Genomic DNA, 15,684 nt, shown 5'->3' on the forward strand with positions numbered 1-15,684 from the left:
GTTGAACAATCATCCCAGCAACAAAAGTGTTGCCAAAGGAATCCCAACCAGCCAAACCGAAGCCTGACCAGTCCGGGGCATAAAACATATTGGCACTGGCTTTACAAGCACCCTGTTGAGTTCTCAAAGAACAACCACACACCAACCAGAAGCCCTGCACCGCAGAACCCCTGCTTGGGGCAACCTCTCCAACTTACCCGGTCTTACTTCCGTCGTCAACCTCGAATCCGAGGTGATCAACTTGGTTGGACCCACCCACGCTGACGCTCGCCGTTTCCGGCGGTCGTTGCTCTCGTGGGTTTCGGCGGACCGGCCGGCGTCGCTCTCGCGACCACCCGCCCGGCTCCCTGCCGGCTTACGCACTCTACCCGGTCGGTTTCGCGTTCGCAACTCCGGCTTCCGGAGTGTCGAGCACCGCCCGAATACTCAGTCTGGCTCGGCGTCACCGCCACCAGCCTGGCGCCCGCTCTCGGCCGGTTTGACCCGGCCTCCCGCGTGCAGAGAGAAAGTTACGCGGACCGGCCGGAGAAGGCAAATCGGAGATCGTCACTGCACCGGCGCGACCGGTGGAGGGCCACGAGCAGGCCGGTCGTGCCAGAGTGGTCGGCATGGCTGACCTGTCCCGACACCCGGTACTCGCCGAGGACGCCCTGCTCGGGCTCCTGCTGCCGTTCTGGCAACTGGTGATCGGGGCCGCCGTGCTCGCGGTCCTGCTGCTGTCGGTACGCCGGCTCGCCCGGCGCGGCCCGTCCCGGATGACCACCGCCCTGCTCGTGACCGCTGCGGCCATCGCCGGCCTGACCGTGTTGGGCGTACTCCTGGGCAGTTGACAAGCGCTCAGAGTCGACGGTTGGCGAGGCTGGGCAGCTCGGCGCGGATGATGCGCAGCCGCGCCAGGTCCACCTCGGTGACCGCCAGGCCGGGGCCGTCGGCCACCTGGCTCAGCACAGTCCCCCACGGGTCGATCACCATGCTCCGCCCGAAACACGTCCGTCCCGGGTCGTGGTCGCCGGTCTGGCCGGCCGCCGCCACGAAGCACTGGTTCTCGATCGCGCGAGCCCGCAGCAGCACCTCCCAGTGGTCCCGCCCGGTGTGCGTCATGAACGCCGCCGGCACGACCAGCAGCTCCGCGCCGCCGTCGACGGCGAGCTGCCGGTACAGCTCCGGGAACCGCAGGTCGTAGCAGATCGACAGACCCACCCGCAGACCCTCGACGTCGACCACCACGGGCTTGTCCCCCGGTGCGACCGTGGCCGACTCCTGGTAGGAGACCCGCCCGGGGATCTCCACGTCGTACAGGTGGATCTTTCGGTACGCGGCGGCGAGCGCGCCCCCCCGGTCGAACACCAGGGAGGTGTTCCAGGTGTGCTCCGGGTCCGGCCCGACCTCGTGGAACGACCCCGCGATCACCCAGATGCCGAGCCGCCGCGCGGTCGCGGCGAAGAAGCGCCCCACCTCGCCGTCGACCGGTTCGGCCGGCGGCATCCGGTCGGCGGGTCCGAGATAGTCGACGTACTCCGGGAGGAGCGCGAGGTCGGCGCCGCCCGCCGCCGCCCTGACGAGCAGGTCCTCGGCGGCGGCGAGGTTCGCCGCCCGGTCGTCGCGGGCGTTGAGCTGGCAGACGGCGACACGCATGACCCGAGGGTACGGGCGGACGCCCGCGCGCGACAGGGCTCAGACGCTCGCCAGTACGAGCGCGGCGGCGGCGAAGCCGAGCCCGGCCAGCTGCACCGGCCGCAAACGTTCCCGGTCCACGGCGAGCGCGAGCAGCACGGTGCTCGCCGGATAGAGCGAGGCGACGGCGGCCACCACGCTCAGGTGTCCCCGTCCGGCGGCGGCGAGGAAGAGCGCGTTCGCGGCGGAGTCGAGCAGGCCCGCGGTGGCCGCCCAGCCCCACAGCCGCCGCGGCAGACGCAACCGCGTGCCGATCCGGGCGGCGAGCGCGAGGCCGAACGCCACGGAGCTGACGCGTACCGCCAGCACCGGCCACATGCCGGCAGCCTCGTCGGCCTGGCCGAGCAGCGCGAAGAAGACACCGAAGAGAAGCCCGGCGGCGAGCGCGGTGCCGACGACGCGGCCGGAGGTCCGGCCGGTGCCGCCGCGCTCACCCAGGCTGACCAGCCCGATGGCGACCACGGCGAGCCCGGCGCCGCCGAGCGCGACAGCGCCCGGGGAGTTCGCGATGACCAGGCCGGCGACGATCGGGACGATCGCCGCGGTGACGGCGGTGATCGGCGCCACGACCGCCATGACACCGGTGGCCAGGGCACGGTAGAGCAGCATGACGCCGCCGGCGCCGGCCACCCCGGCCACCAGGCCCCACCCGAGGTCGGGCGGGGTCGGCGAGCCCGGTACGACGAGGACGAGGACGAGCAGCAGGGGGACGCTGAGGATCTGGGAGAGCACGGTCACAGCGATCGGGTCGGCGTGCCGGGACGCCTTGCCGCCGGCGAAGTCGGCAGTGCCGAACGCGAGCGCCGACACCGCGGCGAGGACAATGGGAAGCACCCCGTAGTCGTACCATAATAGTGACCGTGAAGGACAGTGTGATGACCGAAGCCGGTGCACGGGTGAACGCGGTGACCTCTGCGGTCGCCCGCCAGGTACGCGAACTGCGGGCCGCCCGCGGCTGGTCGTTCGAGGAACTGGCCGGCCGCTCCGGTGTCAGCAAGGGCATGCTGGTGCAGATCGAGGGCGCCCGCACCAACCCCAGCATCGGCACGCTCTGCCGGGTCGCCGACGCGTTCGGCGTCAACATCGCCCGGCTGCTGGAACCGGCCGAGGAGAGCACGGTGCGCATCACCGCGGCGGACGCGGCCCCGGTGCTGTGGCGCGGCACCCACGGGGGCGCCGCACGCCTGCTCAGCGGGCTCGGCGAGCCCGACCTCGTCGAACTCTGGGAGTGGCGGATGGAGCCCGGCGAGGCGCTGCGCTCCCCCGACCACGCGCCCGGCACCCGCGAGATCCTGCACGTGTTGGACGGCACCCTCACGGTCACCGTGGACGGCGTCGACCACGAGGTGCGGGCCGGCGACACCGTGGAGTTCCACGCCGACCGGCCGCACGGTTACGGCACAGCCGGCGACGAGCCGGTGCGCCTGACCATGGTGGTGGTCACCCCGTCGGGCGAGTGGGATCGGCGGACCCGGTCACACGAACCGCGCCCGAGCTGACCCGGGCGCGGTCGCAACGACGGTCAGGCCGACTTCTCCTCGCGGTCCCGGCGACGCCGCCCGGTGAACTCGCGCGGCACGATCGTCGGGTTGACGTTCTCCAGGACGACCTCCCGGGTGATCAGCACCCGGGCCGCGTCGGGGTTGCTCGGCACCTCGTACATCACGGAGAGGAGAACCTCTTCCAGGATCGCGCGCAGGCCACGGGCGCCGGTTCCGCGGAGCATGGCCTGGTCGGCGATGGCCTCCAGCGCGGGCGCCTCGAACTCCAGCTCGACACCGTCCAGCTCGAACAGGCGCTGGTATTGCCGGACCAGCGCGTTGCGCGGCTCGGTGAGGATCTTGACCAGGGCACCGCGGTCCAGACTGCGCACGTTGGTGATCACCGGGAGCCGGCCGATGAACTCGGGGATCAGCCCGAACTTCAGCATGTCCTCCGGCATCACCTGGCTGAAGATGTCGTCGGTCGACCGCTCCGACACCGACCGGAGCCGGGCACCGAAGCCGGTGCCACCGGAACCGGTGCGGGACTCGATGATCTGGTCGAGCCCGGCGAACGCCCCGCCGCAGATGAACAGCACGTTCGTGGTGTCGATCTGGATGAACTCCTGGTGCGGGTGCTTGCGTCCGCCCTGCGGCGGCACGTTCGCGACCGTGCCCTCCAGCATCTTCAGCAGTGCCTGCTGCACGCCCTCACCGGAGACGTCCCGGGTGATCGACGGGTTCTCCGACTTGCGGGCGATCTTGTCGACCTCGTCGATGTAGATGATGCCGGTCTCGGCACGCTTGATGTCGTAGTCGGCGGCCTGGATCAGCTTGAGGAGGATGTTCTCCACGTCCTCGCCGACGTAACCCGCCTCGGTCAACGCGGTGGCGTCGGCGATCGCGAACGGGACGTTGAGCATCCGGGCCAGGGTCTGCGCCAGGTGGGTCTTGCCGCAACCCGTCGGGCCGAGCAGCAGGATGTTGGACTTCGCCAGCTCGACGCCGTCGACACCGGAGCCCGGAGCGCCGGCCGCCTCCGCCTGGATCCGCTTGTAGTGGTTGTAGACCGCGACGGCGAGCGCCTTCTTGGCCTGCTCCTGACCGACGACGTAGTTGTCGAGGAACTGGCAGATCTCCATCGGCTTGGGAAGCTCTTCCCACTTCACCTCGCCGGACTCGGCCAGCTCTTCCTCGATGATCTCGTTGCAGAGATCGATGCACTCGTCGCAGATGTAGACGCCGGGGCCCGCGATGAGCTTCTTCACCTGCTTCTGCGACTTGCCGCAGAAGGAGCATTTCAGTAGGTCGCCGCCGTCACCGATCCGTGCCACCTACGTTCTCCCTGCACTCATCGGCCGGAACGCCGGCCCTGACCTGCGGGCGCCGGGCGCCCGTCCGTCCTTGTCCTTCGAAACCCTGCTGTCGGCTCCACCCGATCCGACCGGCAAGCGGTACAGACCCGACGTTACCCGGTGGCCGGTGTTTCTCCGACCCCCAAAACGGGTGTGTCAGAGGTCGACCGGGAACGATAGCCCGATCGACCTCCGACCCCGCGTCGCTCAGCCCGTGGCGTGGGACGCCAGCAGACCCTTCTTGCGGCTGGTCAGGATGGTGTCGACCAAGCCGTACTCCTTGGACTCCTCGGCCGTCATGATCTTGTCACGGTCGATGTCCTTGCGGACCTGCTCGATCGGGCGGTTGCAGTGGCGGGACAGCATGTCCTCCAGCTGCGTGCGCATCCGCAGGATCTCCCGCGCCTGGATCTCGATGTCCGAGCCCTGACCGTAGCCACCCTCGGTGGCCGGCTGGTGGATGATGATCCGGGAGTTCGGCAGCGCCATCCGCTTGCCCGGCGTTCCCGCCGACAGCAGCACCGCCGCCGCGCTGGCCGCCTGCCCGAGGCAGACGGTCTGGATGTCCGGCCGGACGTACTGCATGGTGTCGTAGATCGCCGTCATGGCGGTGAAGGAACCACCGGGCGAGTTGATGTACATGATGATGTCGCGGTCCGGGTCGGTGCCCTCAAGCGTCAGCAGCTGGGCCATCACGTCGTTCGCCGACGCGTCGTCCACCTGGACACCGAGGAAGATGATCCGGTCCTCGAAGAGCTTGTTGTACGGGTTGGACTCCTTCATCCCGTACGACGTGCGCTCGACGAACGACGGCAGGACGTAGCGGTTGTGCACGGCCGCGAACTGTGGCGGCAGGCTCAGGTCGGTCATCGTCAGCTCCTCGGTCAGCTCAGGGTCCCGGCGCCATCCGGAACCTGCGTGGCCCCGATGATCACCTTGTCGATGAAGCCGTAGTCCATGGCCTCCTGGGCGGTGAACCAGCGGTCCCGGTCCGAGTCCGCCTCGATCTGGGCCTGGCTCTGGCCGGTGTGGTGCGCGACCCGCTCCTGGAACATGCGCTTGGTGTAGAGCATCTGCTCGGCCTGGATCGCGATGTCCGACGCGGTGCCGCCGAGGCCACCCGAGGGCTGGTGCATCATGATCCGCGCGTGCGGCAGGGCGTAACGCTTGCCCTTGGTGCCCGCGCACAGCAGCAGCTGGCCCATCGAGGCGGCCATGCCCATCGCCACTGTCGAGACGTCGTTGTCGATGTACTGCATCGTGTCGTAGATCGCCATGCCGGAGTAGACCGAGCCACCCGGCGAGTTGATCCAGAGGAAGATGTCGCGGTCCGGGTCCTCCGCGGCGAGCAGCAGCAGCTGCGCGCAGATGCGGTTGGCCACCTGGTCGTTCACCTCACTGCCCAGGAAGATGATCCGTTCCTTGAGCAACCGGTTGTAGACCGAGTCGTCGAGGTTGCCAATGGAGTCGCCACCGCGGGCCTCGTTCACCCGGAGCGACTTCTTGGGGATGTGCATGTCGGTCATGGCAGCCCTTCGCTCTCCGTACCGTCCTACCCGACACTAACCGCTCAGCCGGGAGGCGCACTCCCGGTCGGGGCACTGTTCGCTCTCAGCGCAGTCACCCGCTCGGCGTACCCCGGAAAGGGTTTCGGCCGCCGCCCGGCGCGCAGCGCGGGACGACGGCCGACGCCCGGTGGTCAGTGCTCGTGGTTGTGCTCGGCCTCGTTCTGGGCCCGCAGCGCGTCGAGGGAGACCTCGTTGCCCGCCGCGTCCTTGATCTTGATCTTCTCCATCACCGAGGCCAGCGCCTTGCCCCGGCGGACGTCGCCGAAGACGGCCGCCGCGGCGCCGGAGCGCACCAGCTGGTCGTAGTACTGCTGCGGGGCCATGCCGGCGCGCTGCGCGCGGTGCACGATCTCGTGACCGAACTCGTCGTCGGAGACCTGCACGTCCTCGGCGTCGGCGAGCGTGTCCAGCAGGAGCTGGATCTTGACGCCGTCGGTCGCGGCCTCGCTCAGCTCGGCGTCGATCTGCTCCTCGGTCTTCTCCTCCGCGGCGAGGTATTCCTCCAGGGAGGCGCCGATGCGCTCGAGCTGGTCGACCATCGCGGCCTTGCGGCTCTCGACCTCTTCCTTGACGACGCCCTCCGGCGCCGGCACCTCGGCGGCGGCGACCATCTGCTCCAGGGCCTTGTCCCGGGCGGCGTAGATCTGCTCGACCTGCTTGCCCCGGGTCACCCGCTCACGCACGTCGCCGCGCAGCTCGTCGATCGTGTCGAACTCGCTGGCCATCTGCGCGAAGTCGTCGTTGAGCTCGGGAAGCTCCTTCTCCTTGACCGTGCGCACGGTCACCGCCACGTCGGCGTCCCGGCCGGCGAAGTCGCCGCCGACGAGCTGCGTGGTGAAGGTGGTGTCGTCGCCGGCGGCCAGGCCGACGAGCGCCTCGTCCAGGCCCGGCAGGAGCTGCTTGCTGCCCACCTCGTGCGAGATGTTGCTCGCCGAACCGCCCGGGACCTCCTCGCCGTCGACCGTGGCGCTCAGGTCGATCTGCACGAAGTCGCCCTCCTGGGCGGCCCGCTCGACGGTCTTCAGCGTGGCGAACCGCTCGCGCAGGCTGTTGATCTGCTCGTCGATCTCGCTGGCGGCGATCTCGAGGTTGTCGACGGTCACCTCGATGGTTGCCGGGTCCGGCAGGGTGATCTCCGGCCGGACGTCGACCTCGGCGGTGAAGTTCAGCGAGTCGCCGTCGTTGAACTCGGTGATCTCGACCTCGGGACGGCCCAGCGTCTTCAGGTCGTGCTCCCGGACCGCGGCCAGGATGTTCTGCGGAATCGCCTCCTGCACCGCCTCGTTGAGCACGGTGCCCCGACCGACCCGCTGGTCGATAACGGCCGCGGGGATCTTGCCCCGGCGGAAGCCGGGAACCTGGACCTGCTGGCCGATCTCCCGGTACGCCTTCCTGAGGCTCGGCTCGAGCTCGACGAACGGCACCTCGATGGCGAGCCGCACGCGCGTCGGGCTCAGAGTCTCGACGGTGCTCTTCACAGGCGTACTCCTTGACGGATCTGGGTGTTGAGTCTGGGGCGTGATTGCGCGCATCGAGTGTAGGCGAGCCGGCCGGCGGGATCGGCAGCGCCCGGGTACCGCGCGGAAAAACCGGCGATTCCCGGGACGATCCGGTCGCATACGACAGTCGGGGTGGCGGGATTTGAACCCACGGCCCCTCGCTCCCAAAGCGAGTGCGCTACCAAGCTGCGCCACACCCCGTGGCGACGAAGAGTGTATGCCGTCGGAGCGTACGCCGTGGTTCCCGGGGCACGGTGTCGCGCCGGAACCGGGCGACGGGCAGCCGTCCGGGGTCCCTGCCCTGGGACTCCGCTCTGGCCCGCCTACGCCAGCCCGGCGAGGCGCCGAGCCGGAGGCAGCGGGACATCGCCGCCGCCACGACGTAGTTTTGATCTTGGCCGACCGCCAGGCCGGGTACGCGCTGCGCGGCCGATTCGGGGATTCGGTAGGCTGTCGGGCGCACCCTGCGGCAGCGGGGTGCTCGCGGGCGTAGCTCAATGGTAGAGCTTCAGTCTTCCAAACTGACTACGCGGGTTCGATTCCCGTCGCCCGCTCCACGTGCGAAGGCCCAGGTCAGAGGCGGTTTCCTCGACCTGGGCCTTCGTCATTCCAGACCCCTTCATGATCTTGCGCCATTGGCGGGCCAGTAGCTCAGGGCCCGGGCCGCTCGTCCTTCTTCTTGCGGCCACCGACCTTCTTCTTGCCGGACTGCTTGGCGATCCGCCGGTCCATCGCTGAGGCGATCTCACGGTCCCGTTCGCTCGTCGCGTGTTGATAGATGAGCGCGGCGCGCATGGTCGAGTGGCCCATCCGGTGCGTCAGCTCCCTGGTGCTCGCGCCCGAGGACGCCGCGAAAGTGTTCCCGGTGTCCCGGAGATCGTGGAAGTGGAACTCCGGGAGGCCCAGCCGGGTGCTCCAGCTTGTCCCGCAGGGGCAGGTACGCCCCACGGAGTGTGGGTCAACGGTGGCCGGATGACAGGTTGAGCGCCCAGCCGGGATGCTGGCTCGCGGTCCGCGGGCGGGTTAAGGCCAGCTCATGCTGGCGCGAAGTTCAGCTGCCACTCCCCAGTGAAGTAATCCCCCGACGGGCACACCGCCACGGAGGCATAAGTTCCCCCGAAGTTGCGCCACGGGCCTGGGTACCAGTACGTCTGGTTGGGGCGATCGCCTCGGCGGCACCAAATCTCAGTGCGGTACTGAGAGCCATACGGATCCCAGCACTTGTTGTAGCGACCGTTCGGAACGGCATGCTGGTCACACTGAAGGTTGGCCTGCGCTGGTGTCGCCACCACAAAGGTCCCGGCAATGCTGGCCAGGGCGGCGAGTATGAGGCCGACGGTACGGCGCATGAGTCTGTCCTTCCTGCGAGGTGCCGAACTGGGCCTCGCGTCCGCGATCATACTGATGCTTCCCAATGTTTGCTTTGCTGGAGCCACCCGGAAACCGACGTGTGGTTTAGCTGCACTGCCCAGAACAGCGAGAAGGCAGCAAACGCCTCAACGAAGGCCCCATCGTCCTCGGCACCGGACGGCGGCTCTTCCCCGCCGAAGGTCCACTCGTCTACCTGAAATGCCGGTCGGCCGCGCAGGTCAGCGCCGGCCAGGTACGGCAGATCCTCGGCGAGGCGGAGTCCATGCTGGCCGCGCGCACCGTCGAAACCTGACGCGGGCGACGCACGGAGACTCCGGCGAGCTGGAGCCCGGCCGGGGGCGCTACGCCCAGGGCGGGGTGTACCGGCTCACGTAGTCGCGGGCACGGGGAAGCGGGTCCTGCCAGTACCGGTCCGGCGCACGGTGGTGCTGCGTCTCGCAGAAGGCAGCCAGACCATCCGTGATGGTGACGCGCTCCAGCGGGTGACCTTCGAAGGCCATGTTGGCCGCCAGAAGTTCCGGCTCCGGATTCCATCCCGAGTGGTCGAACGCCCAGCCGTCGCAGACCGCGTAGACGTGGAAGACCTGCGAGCCGCCGGCGGGGCGAACCCCGACGATCTCGATCGGCCGGTCAGGGTAGGAATCCCGGCAGGCCCAGGCGAGGATGTGACAGGCGCCGGCCGCGAAGAACGCCTCGTCCGTCCGCTCCCATGCGATGCGCTGGTCAGACCGCTCGACAGGCGTCCGACGGAACTCCCCCGCTGCCCTGGCTGCCACGCCCCGACCCCCGCTTCGACGTATTACTGCCGGTCACGCCTGCGCTGCCGCGGTTAGCAGGTCGTAGGTCTCGTCGTCGAAGGCGACGAGGCGGACGTGCTCGACATCGGTCGGCGTTGCTCTGATGGTCGAGATCGCGATCGTCGCTGCTCGCGCGGGCGGGAAGCCGTACACGCCGGTGGCGATGGCCGGGAAGGCGACGCGGTGGGCACCGACCTCGTCGGCGACCTCAAGGCTGCGTCGATAGCACGACGTCAGGATATCGGCCTCACCGTAGTCCCCGCCTTCCCACACCGGGCCGACGGTGTGGATGACGTGGCGCACCGGCGGGTTCAGGTCGAAGGCCGGCGTGGCGACCGCATCGCCGGCCGCGCACGGTGCGAGCGCCGCACCCGCCTGGGCCAGGCGCGGCCCGGCCGCACGATGAATCGCCCCGTCCACCCCGCCGCCGCCCAACAGCGACTCATTGGCCGCGGTAACGATGGCATCGACATCCTCACGGGTGATGTCACCAAGAACAACTTCGATCACGGGCATGGGTCGATGATCCCATCGCGCCGGTTGTCCGTCGCCAGCCACGCCTACCACTGCCAGATCTCGCGCCAGCCGTTCCCCTGCAACAGGGGTGGCCACCAGGGGGCCATGTCGAGGCGCACGGCGACGGCGTTCAGCAGCCAGCCGCCGGTCCAGCCCACGAGCAGTCCCAGGCTCAGCCATCGTCGGAAGAACGCCAGCCCCACGGACGCCACCAGAATCACGAGCCCGAGAGCGGCGTGGGCGAGCACGAACGTGCGTAGCGCCTCGAAGTTGACGGCGAAGCGGCCCCCGGCTTCCAGGTCCACATCGCTGTAGCCGCCCATCTGCCAGATGACCACGGGGGCGGCGGCGGCCACCACCGCGTGACCGAGCAGCGCCGTGCCGACGCCGATGGACACCGACCGCTTCGTCCGTGGGTTGCCTCGCGGAGGGCTCTACGACGCCTCCGGCACGACCGTTTCCATCCGCGCTCCTCCCCCGCCCCGGCGGGGGGCGCCGGGGCTGTGAGTGTCGGCACCCGCTGCAACGCTGTCAAGCAGGTCTCCGCGCCCCACGCGCCGGCCGAAGGCCTCCGCCCTGTGGTTCAGTCGGCGGCGATCTGCTCGACGGATCGGGCGGCGACGGCGAGCAGTGCGGGATCGCCGCCGCGGGCGTACGTGTCGCTGACGGTGTCGGTGAACTTGATCGCGTGCGCGTCCCCGGTGTCCAGCGCCCGCGCCATCACCTCGTCAACCGTCGGCCCGGCGGCCGGCCGGGCGACCCGGGCCGCGGCCGGGGCGTAGGCGGCGGTGACCGCGGCGGTCGCCGCCCAGGCGGCAGCCAGGCTCGGCATCCACAGCGTCGGCGGTAGGGCCGGCAGGGTACGCAGGACGGCGTTCGGTGCGGTGGCGGCGTGCACGAGCATCACCGGGCTGGCGTGGCCGTGCGTGCCGTGCCGGACGACCGCGGCGTCGACGACGGCCGCGAGGCGGGTGGGCACGTCGTCGCCGGCGCCGCCGGGCACCGCCGCCGCCACGGCCGGCCACCGGGCCACATCGGCCAGTTGCGCCAGGCGGGACCGGATGCCGAACCGTTGGTCGGGTACGCGGGGCACCGCGTCGAGCGCGGACCGGGCGTCGGTCGCCGGGTACGGCCCGGCACCTGGCGGCGCGAGGGGTTGCCAGCGGGCGGCCCAGTAGGCGAGGCCCTGGCCGAGTTCGGCGACGCGCGGTCCGGTCTCGCCGTCCAGCAGCGCGCGTACGGCGTGACCGACCCGGATGACGCCGTGGGTCGCCCCGGCGGCGATGCCCGGCAGCAGGCGTGGCCACCACCGGGCCAGCACGTCCCGCCACGGGTCGCCGGCCAGTTCCCGGTCGAAGAGGTCGAGCCAGTCGCCGGTCCGCACCGGGTCGCCGAGCGGGTCGCGCCACTCGTCGGCGGCGATGCGCCGGATGCCCCGTGGGCGTTCCTCCAGCCGGTCGGCGTACCCTTCGATCCAGCGGTGCACCGCCCGCCCGTGACCGTGGCGGACCAGGGCCTCCACCGCCATCGGGGCGTGGTTGGACAACCACCCGTCGCGCTCGGGACCGGTGTGGCGCACGCGCTCGTACGCCTCGTCGAGAACGGAGTTCAGCACGCCCGTGAGCGTCGGACCTGAAGTCCGGTTGATGTCAAGGCGTGTCAGGACAGGCGGCGGCGGATCTGCGCCCGGTCCGCCTCGGGCAGCGCGTCGGCCACCACGACGCGGGGCAGCAGCTCCGGTTCCAGCGTGGTCGCGCGGAACACCATCGCCACGGTCACGTCGTGGTCGGGCCGGTGCACGACCTCCACGGGATCACCGGCGGCGACGCTGCCGGGGGTGATCACCCGCAGGTACGCCCCGGGACGCACGGCCCCGGTGAACCGCTTGATCCAGCCGCGCTCGTCCAGCCACCCCTGGAACGTGCCGCACGGGATGCGCGGGCAGGACACCTCCAGCACCAGGTCGGTGCCGATGCGCCACCGTTCGCCGATCAGCGCGCCGTTGACGTCCAGGCCGGTGGTGGTCAGGTTCTCGCCGAAGCTGCCGCTGGCCAGCGTGCGCCCCAACTCGACCTCCCAGTGGTGCAGGTCCTCCCGGGCGTACGCGTACACCGCCTGGTCGGCGCCGCCGTGGTGGGCGACGTCGTAGACCCGGTCGCCGGCCAGGCCGACCTGACCGGTGCCCTTGGGGCCGGGCGCGGTGACGGCGACCGGACCGTCCACCGGACGTTTGTCGATGCCGGTGGACTCGTTCCCCTTCCACGGGTTGGGTCGCGGGCGGCCGACGTTGACGGAGAGCACCTTCATGCCGACGACGGTAGGCGGTCGGGGACGTTCCCGGCCACCTCGTTCCCCGCCCGGGACAGGGTAGGGGCGGCACGGCCTGCGTACGATGCGGGCCGGACGACCCCTCGTCAGGCGGAGGTAGCCACGGATGTCAGGCCAGCAGGACGGTTTCGCCCTCGGCGTGGACCTCGGCACCTCGAACACGGTGGCGGTGCTGCGCTGGCCGGACGGACGCACCCGGCCGCTGCTCGTCGACGGCCACCCGATCCTGCCGTCGGGCGTGTACGCCGACTCCGACGGCCACCTGCACGTCGGGCGGGACGCCCAGCGGCTGGCCGGGGCAGACCCGGCCGGCTACGAGGCGAACCCGAAGCGCCGCATCGACGAGGAGACGGTGGACCTGGGCGGACGGGCGTACCGGCCGGCGGAGCTGCTGGCCGCGACGTTGCGGACGGTCGCGGACGCGGCGGTGGCGGCGGTCGGCCTGCTGCCCCCGGCGGTGGTGACCCACCCGGCGGCCTGGACGCCGGCCCGCCGACGGGTGCTGCACGACGCGTTGGAGCTGGCCGGTTGGCCGTCGGCGGCCGAGCACACGCTCGCCGGGCCGATCGCGCCGGGCACCCGTCTGCTGCGTGAGCCGGTGGCCGCGGCCCGCTACTTCACGCAGGTGCTGCGCCGGCCGGTGCCGGTGGGCGGTTCGGTGGCGGTGTTCGACTTCGGCGGCGGCACGCTCGACGTGGCGGTGCTGCGCAACGAGGGCGCCGACCCGTGGGGTGACTCCGGTTTCCACCTGGTCGCCACCGGCGGGCTCGCCGGTCTCGGCGGGCTGGACCTGGACGCGGCCCTGCTGGGGCGGCTCGGCGAGCTGGTCCGCCCGAACCATCCCCGGGAGTGGGAGCGGCTGGTCACGCCGGGCTCGGCCGCCGAGCGGCGCAACCGCCAGCAGCTCTGGGACAACGTGCGCGGCGCGAAGGAGATGCTGTCCCGGGTGATGGTGGCGCCGGTGGCCGTACCGGGGGTGGAGGCGGCCGTCCCGCTGTCCCGGGAGGACTTCGAGCGTCTGGCCGCGCCGCTGCTGGCTCCGGCGATCGCGGAGACCCGGGACGTGACCGCCGCCGCCGGGCTGCGCCCGGAGCAGCTCTCCGGTCTCTTCCTGGTCGGCGGGTCGACCCGGGTGCCGCTGGTGGCCCGGATGCTGCACGCCGAGTTGGGTATCGCGCCGACCGTGCTGGAACAGCCGGAGATGCCGGTGGCCGAGGGGGCGCTGACCGACCTGCCGCTGCGCCCACGCGCCGGCCGGCCCGGGGCGGCTTTCGGACAGCCCGCGACGCCTGTGGATCCGGACCGGGCAACCGGCGAGGCGGACGCCGACTCGCCGGCCACGGCCCTCGAAACGGTGCCCGCCCCCGGATCGGCCGCCGCCACCGTGCCGGGCACGGCCCTCGCACCGCGGGACACCGTCCCGGCCCCGCCCGCCGGCCCGCACGGCACGTTGCTCGCCGACGCCGCCAGCCTCGTGCCCCCGCAGACCACACCGGGCCACATCCCGTGGCACACGCCGACGCCGGGACACACGCCGACGCCGGGATTCGGGCCCGGGCACCGGCCCGCGCCCACCCCCGGGCACGGAGCCGGGCACCGACCCGGATACGCCACCAACCCGGCGTACACCGCACCCGGCGTACCCCCGGGGTCGGTTCCGGTGGGCCCACCGGGGCCGCACCCCGCCGGGGGACGGCCGTCGCCGACCCGGCCCGGCGGGGGCCGGCGGCGGTGGCTCGCGCTGGGCGCGGGTCTCGTGGTGGTGGCCGTGGTGGCCACGGCGCTGTTCTGGGTGTTCCGGGACCGGCACCCGGCGTTGGACTTCCACACCGCGGAACTGGTCAAGACGGTGCCCGTCGGCGGCGAGCGGCCGAGTCAGATGTTCACCGCGACGCTCGGGGGCCGGGCCTACCTGGCCCACTCGCTGCCCGACGGCCGCCTTGACGTGACCGCGGTCGACGTGGCCACCGGAAAGGTGGTCTGGCAGACGCGGACCGGGGCGACCTCGCCGCGGTGGGCGGAGATCCGGGCGTTGCCCGGCGGGCTCGCCGTGCTCGCCGAGGGCAGCGGCAACACCCCGCACCCCCTCGCCATGCTGGACGGCGACTCCGGCAGGCAACGCTGGAAGGTTGACGTCCACCACGACGACTTCTTCTTCCCAGGCACCGAGACTTTGGTCTGGCTGGACCGCACCGGCAACCGCCTGGTCGGGCTCCAACTGGGCGACGGTCGGCAGTGGGAGCAACCCAACCCCCGCACCGAGTACGGCGACGTGCGGACGAAAGTGGTGCCGGTCGGCACCGGCGCGGCGTGGGACGGCGGCGGCGACCTGCTCGGCAAACCGCTCGCCCCGTGGGCGGGCGGGTCCGACCGGCTGGTGCAGATCGGGGCGGACCGGTCCATGCGGGTGGTGGACATGCGTACCGGGAAGATCCTCAAGAACCGGAACAACGTGGCCGACGTCGACGACGAGGTGGCGGCCCGTGACGACCGGCTGTACGTGGCGGAGAGCGTCCGGGGACTGCGGCTGCTCTCCTACGACCTGGACGGCGACAGCAAACCCACCGTGCTGTACGAGGCGCCGACGCAGGGCAGCGAGGCGACCCACCTGGTCACCTGCGGGAAGCGCCGCGCCTGCCTGCTGGAGACGCCCGGCAGCGGCGACGAGGACACCCGCGTGGTGACGGTCACCGAGGGCGAGAGTGAACGGAGCTGGCCGGCGCCGCACGCCAAGCATCTGGTGCCGTTCGGCGAGCATCTGCTGGCCGAACGGGGCACCCCGCCGAAAACGGTGACGCTGTTCGCGCCGGACGGCCGGGTGGTGCTGCGGGACCGGGACGGGATGGCCGTCCGGCTGGACGCGGGCAACCTGCTGATCTTCGCGAAGGCACCGAGCGCCTACGAGGACGATCGCAGCGTCGCCGGCATGGCCGTGGACGGCAAGCCGGTCGAGATGGGGCTGCTGAAGCAGATCCGCAGCGACTCCTGCTCATGGAACACGCAGATGCTCGTCTGCGCCGCGGGCACGGAGTTCCGGCTGTACCGGTTCGCCGACTGACCGGGGCGACCACGGCGGCGGGGCCGGGGACCGCGCG

The 15,684-nt window shown here is 71.2% G+C and carries 15 protein-coding genes and 2 tRNA genes; 4 read left to right on the forward strand and 13 right to left on the reverse strand.

Annotated elements, in window-relative coordinates; genetic code table 11:
• The first annotated feature begins 608 nt into the window (after positions 1–608).
• Complete coding sequence (locus tag ACLQ2X_RS03905) at positions 609–830, forward strand: hypothetical protein (protein ID WP_425679549.1); 222 nt, start codon at positions 609–611, stop codon at positions 828–830.
• A gap of 7 nt (positions 831–837) precedes the next feature.
• On the opposite strand, the gene ACLQ2X_RS03910 is transcribed toward ACLQ2X_RS03905, so the two are convergent.
• Positions 838–1,635, reverse strand: coding sequence for a carbon-nitrogen hydrolase family protein (locus ACLQ2X_RS03910; RefSeq protein ID WP_425679550.1), 798 nt, complete (start codon positions 1,633–1,635; stop codon positions 838–840).
• A gap of 39 nt (positions 1,636–1,674) precedes the next feature.
• Positions 1,675–2,508 (reverse strand): EamA family transporter, encoded by an 834-nt coding sequence (locus ACLQ2X_RS03915; protein ID WP_425679551.1) that lies wholly within the window; start codon positions 2,506–2,508, stop codon positions 1,675–1,677.
• A 41-nt stretch (positions 2,509–2,549) separates the two neighbouring features.
• Between ACLQ2X_RS03915 and ACLQ2X_RS03920 the strand changes: the two genes are divergently transcribed.
• A complete protein-coding gene (locus tag ACLQ2X_RS03920) occupies positions 2,550–3,173 on the forward strand; it encodes a helix-turn-helix domain-containing protein (RefSeq protein ID WP_425679552.1) in 624 nt (207 codons plus the stop codon).
• 23 nt (positions 3,174–3,196) lie between these two features.
• Here the strand turns inward: ACLQ2X_RS03920 and clpX are convergent, their stop codons facing one another.
• From clpX to ACLQ2X_RS03945, 5 genes are all read right to left on the reverse strand, one after another.
• On the reverse strand, positions 3,197–4,489 hold the full coding sequence (gene clpX, locus ACLQ2X_RS03925) for an ATP-dependent Clp protease ATP-binding subunit ClpX (protein WP_425679553.1): 1,293 nt from the start codon (positions 4,487–4,489) through the stop codon (positions 3,197–3,199).
• Between the two features lie 228 nt (positions 4,490–4,717).
• On the reverse strand, positions 4,718–5,380 hold the full coding sequence (locus tag ACLQ2X_RS03930) for an ATP-dependent Clp protease proteolytic subunit (RefSeq protein ID WP_425679554.1): 663 nt from the start codon (positions 5,378–5,380) through the stop codon (positions 4,718–4,720).
• A 14-nt stretch (positions 5,381–5,394) separates the two neighbouring features.
• Complete coding sequence (locus ACLQ2X_RS03935; protein ID WP_425679555.1) at positions 5,395–6,036, reverse strand: ATP-dependent Clp protease proteolytic subunit; 642 nt, start codon at positions 6,034–6,036, stop codon at positions 5,395–5,397.
• A gap of 173 nt (positions 6,037–6,209) precedes the next feature.
• Entirely contained in the window at positions 6,210–7,556 is a 1,347-nt protein-coding gene (gene tig / locus ACLQ2X_RS03940; protein WP_425679556.1) for a trigger factor, read from the reverse strand.
• Positions 7,557–7,704: 148 nt separating this feature from the next.
• Positions 7,705–7,778 (reverse strand) — tRNA-Pro (locus ACLQ2X_RS03945).
• A 282-nt stretch (positions 7,779–8,060) separates the two neighbouring features.
• Between ACLQ2X_RS03945 and ACLQ2X_RS03950 the strand changes: the two genes are divergently transcribed.
• Positions 8,061–8,134: transfer RNA gene (locus ACLQ2X_RS03950), tRNA-Gly, on the forward strand.
• 94 nt (positions 8,135–8,228) lie between these two features.
• Here ACLQ2X_RS03950 and ACLQ2X_RS03955 read toward each other — a convergent pair.
• From ACLQ2X_RS03955 to ACLQ2X_RS03980, 6 genes are all read right to left on the reverse strand, one after another.
• The gene (locus ACLQ2X_RS03955) at positions 8,229–8,387 is read right to left on the reverse strand and encodes an integrase (protein WP_425679557.1); all 159 of its coding nucleotides are present in this window, start codon (positions 8,385–8,387) and stop codon (positions 8,229–8,231) included.
• Positions 8,388–9,289: 902 nt separating this feature from the next.
• Positions 9,290–9,724: a hypothetical protein gene (locus tag ACLQ2X_RS03960; RefSeq protein ID WP_425679558.1), complete on the reverse strand. Its 435-nt coding sequence runs from the start codon at positions 9,722–9,724 to the stop codon at positions 9,290–9,292.
• Positions 9,725–9,757: 33 nt separating this feature from the next.
• Positions 9,758–10,261 (reverse strand): O-acetyl-ADP-ribose deacetylase, encoded by a 504-nt coding sequence (locus ACLQ2X_RS03965; RefSeq protein WP_425679559.1) that lies wholly within the window; start codon positions 10,259–10,261, stop codon positions 9,758–9,760.
• A 44-nt stretch (positions 10,262–10,305) separates the two neighbouring features.
• Positions 10,306–10,659: a hypothetical protein gene (locus ACLQ2X_RS03970; RefSeq protein WP_425679560.1), complete on the reverse strand. Its 354-nt coding sequence runs from the start codon at positions 10,657–10,659 to the stop codon at positions 10,306–10,308.
• Between the two features lie 185 nt (positions 10,660–10,844).
• Positions 10,845–11,876 (reverse strand): questin oxidase family protein, encoded by a 1,032-nt coding sequence (locus ACLQ2X_RS03975; RefSeq protein WP_425679561.1) that lies wholly within the window; start codon positions 11,874–11,876, stop codon positions 10,845–10,847.
• Between the two features lie 44 nt (positions 11,877–11,920).
• Positions 11,921–12,568 carry an MOSC domain-containing protein gene (locus ACLQ2X_RS03980; RefSeq protein ID WP_425679562.1) on the reverse strand — a complete coding sequence of 216 codons (648 nt, stop codon included), beginning with the start codon at positions 12,566–12,568 and terminating at the stop codon, positions 11,921–11,923.
• A 127-nt stretch (positions 12,569–12,695) separates the two neighbouring features.
• On the opposite strand from ACLQ2X_RS03980, the gene ACLQ2X_RS03985 reads away from it, so the two are divergent.
• Positions 12,696–15,647 carry an Hsp70 family protein gene (locus ACLQ2X_RS03985; RefSeq protein WP_425679563.1) on the forward strand — a complete coding sequence of 984 codons (2,952 nt, stop codon included), beginning with the start codon at positions 12,696–12,698 and terminating at the stop codon, positions 15,645–15,647.
• Positions 15,648–15,684 lie beyond the last annotated feature (37 nt).

Origin of the sequence: Micromonospora sp. DT31, from assembly GCF_049841795.1 — a bacterium.
GTDB lineage: Bacteria > Actinomycetota > Actinomycetes > Mycobacteriales > Micromonosporaceae > Micromonospora.

Coding starts and splice junctions, on each gene's coding strand:
- ACLQ2X_RS03920 (WP_425679552.1), top strand. CDS start 2,550: ATGACCGAAGCCGGTGCACGGGTGAACGCGGTGACCTCTGCGGTCGCC.
- ACLQ2X_RS03980 (WP_425679562.1), bottom strand. CDS start 12,568: ATGAAGGTGCTCTCCGTCAACGTCGGCCGCCCGCGACCCAACCCGTGG.
- ACLQ2X_RS03910 (WP_425679550.1), bottom strand. CDS start 1,635: ATGCGTGTCGCCGTCTGCCAGCTCAACGCCCGCGACGACCGGGCGGCG.
- ACLQ2X_RS03930 (WP_425679554.1), bottom strand. CDS start 5,380: ATGACCGACCTGAGCCTGCCGCCACAGTTCGCGGCCGTGCACAACCGC.
- ACLQ2X_RS03955 (WP_425679557.1), bottom strand. CDS start 8,387: ATGGGCCACTCGACCATGCGCGCCGCGCTCATCTATCAACACGCGACG.
- ACLQ2X_RS03985 (WP_425679563.1), top strand. CDS start 12,696: ATGTCAGGCCAGCAGGACGGTTTCGCCCTCGGCGTGGACCTCGGCACC.
- ACLQ2X_RS03965 (WP_425679559.1), bottom strand. CDS start 10,261: ATGCCCGTGATCGAAGTTGTTCTTGGTGACATCACCCGTGAGGATGTC.
- ACLQ2X_RS03905 (WP_425679549.1), top strand. CDS start 609: ATGGCTGACCTGTCCCGACACCCGGTACTCGCCGAGGACGCCCTGCTC.
- ACLQ2X_RS03935 (WP_425679555.1), bottom strand. CDS start 6,036: ATGACCGACATGCACATCCCCAAGAAGTCGCTCCGGGTGAACGAGGCC.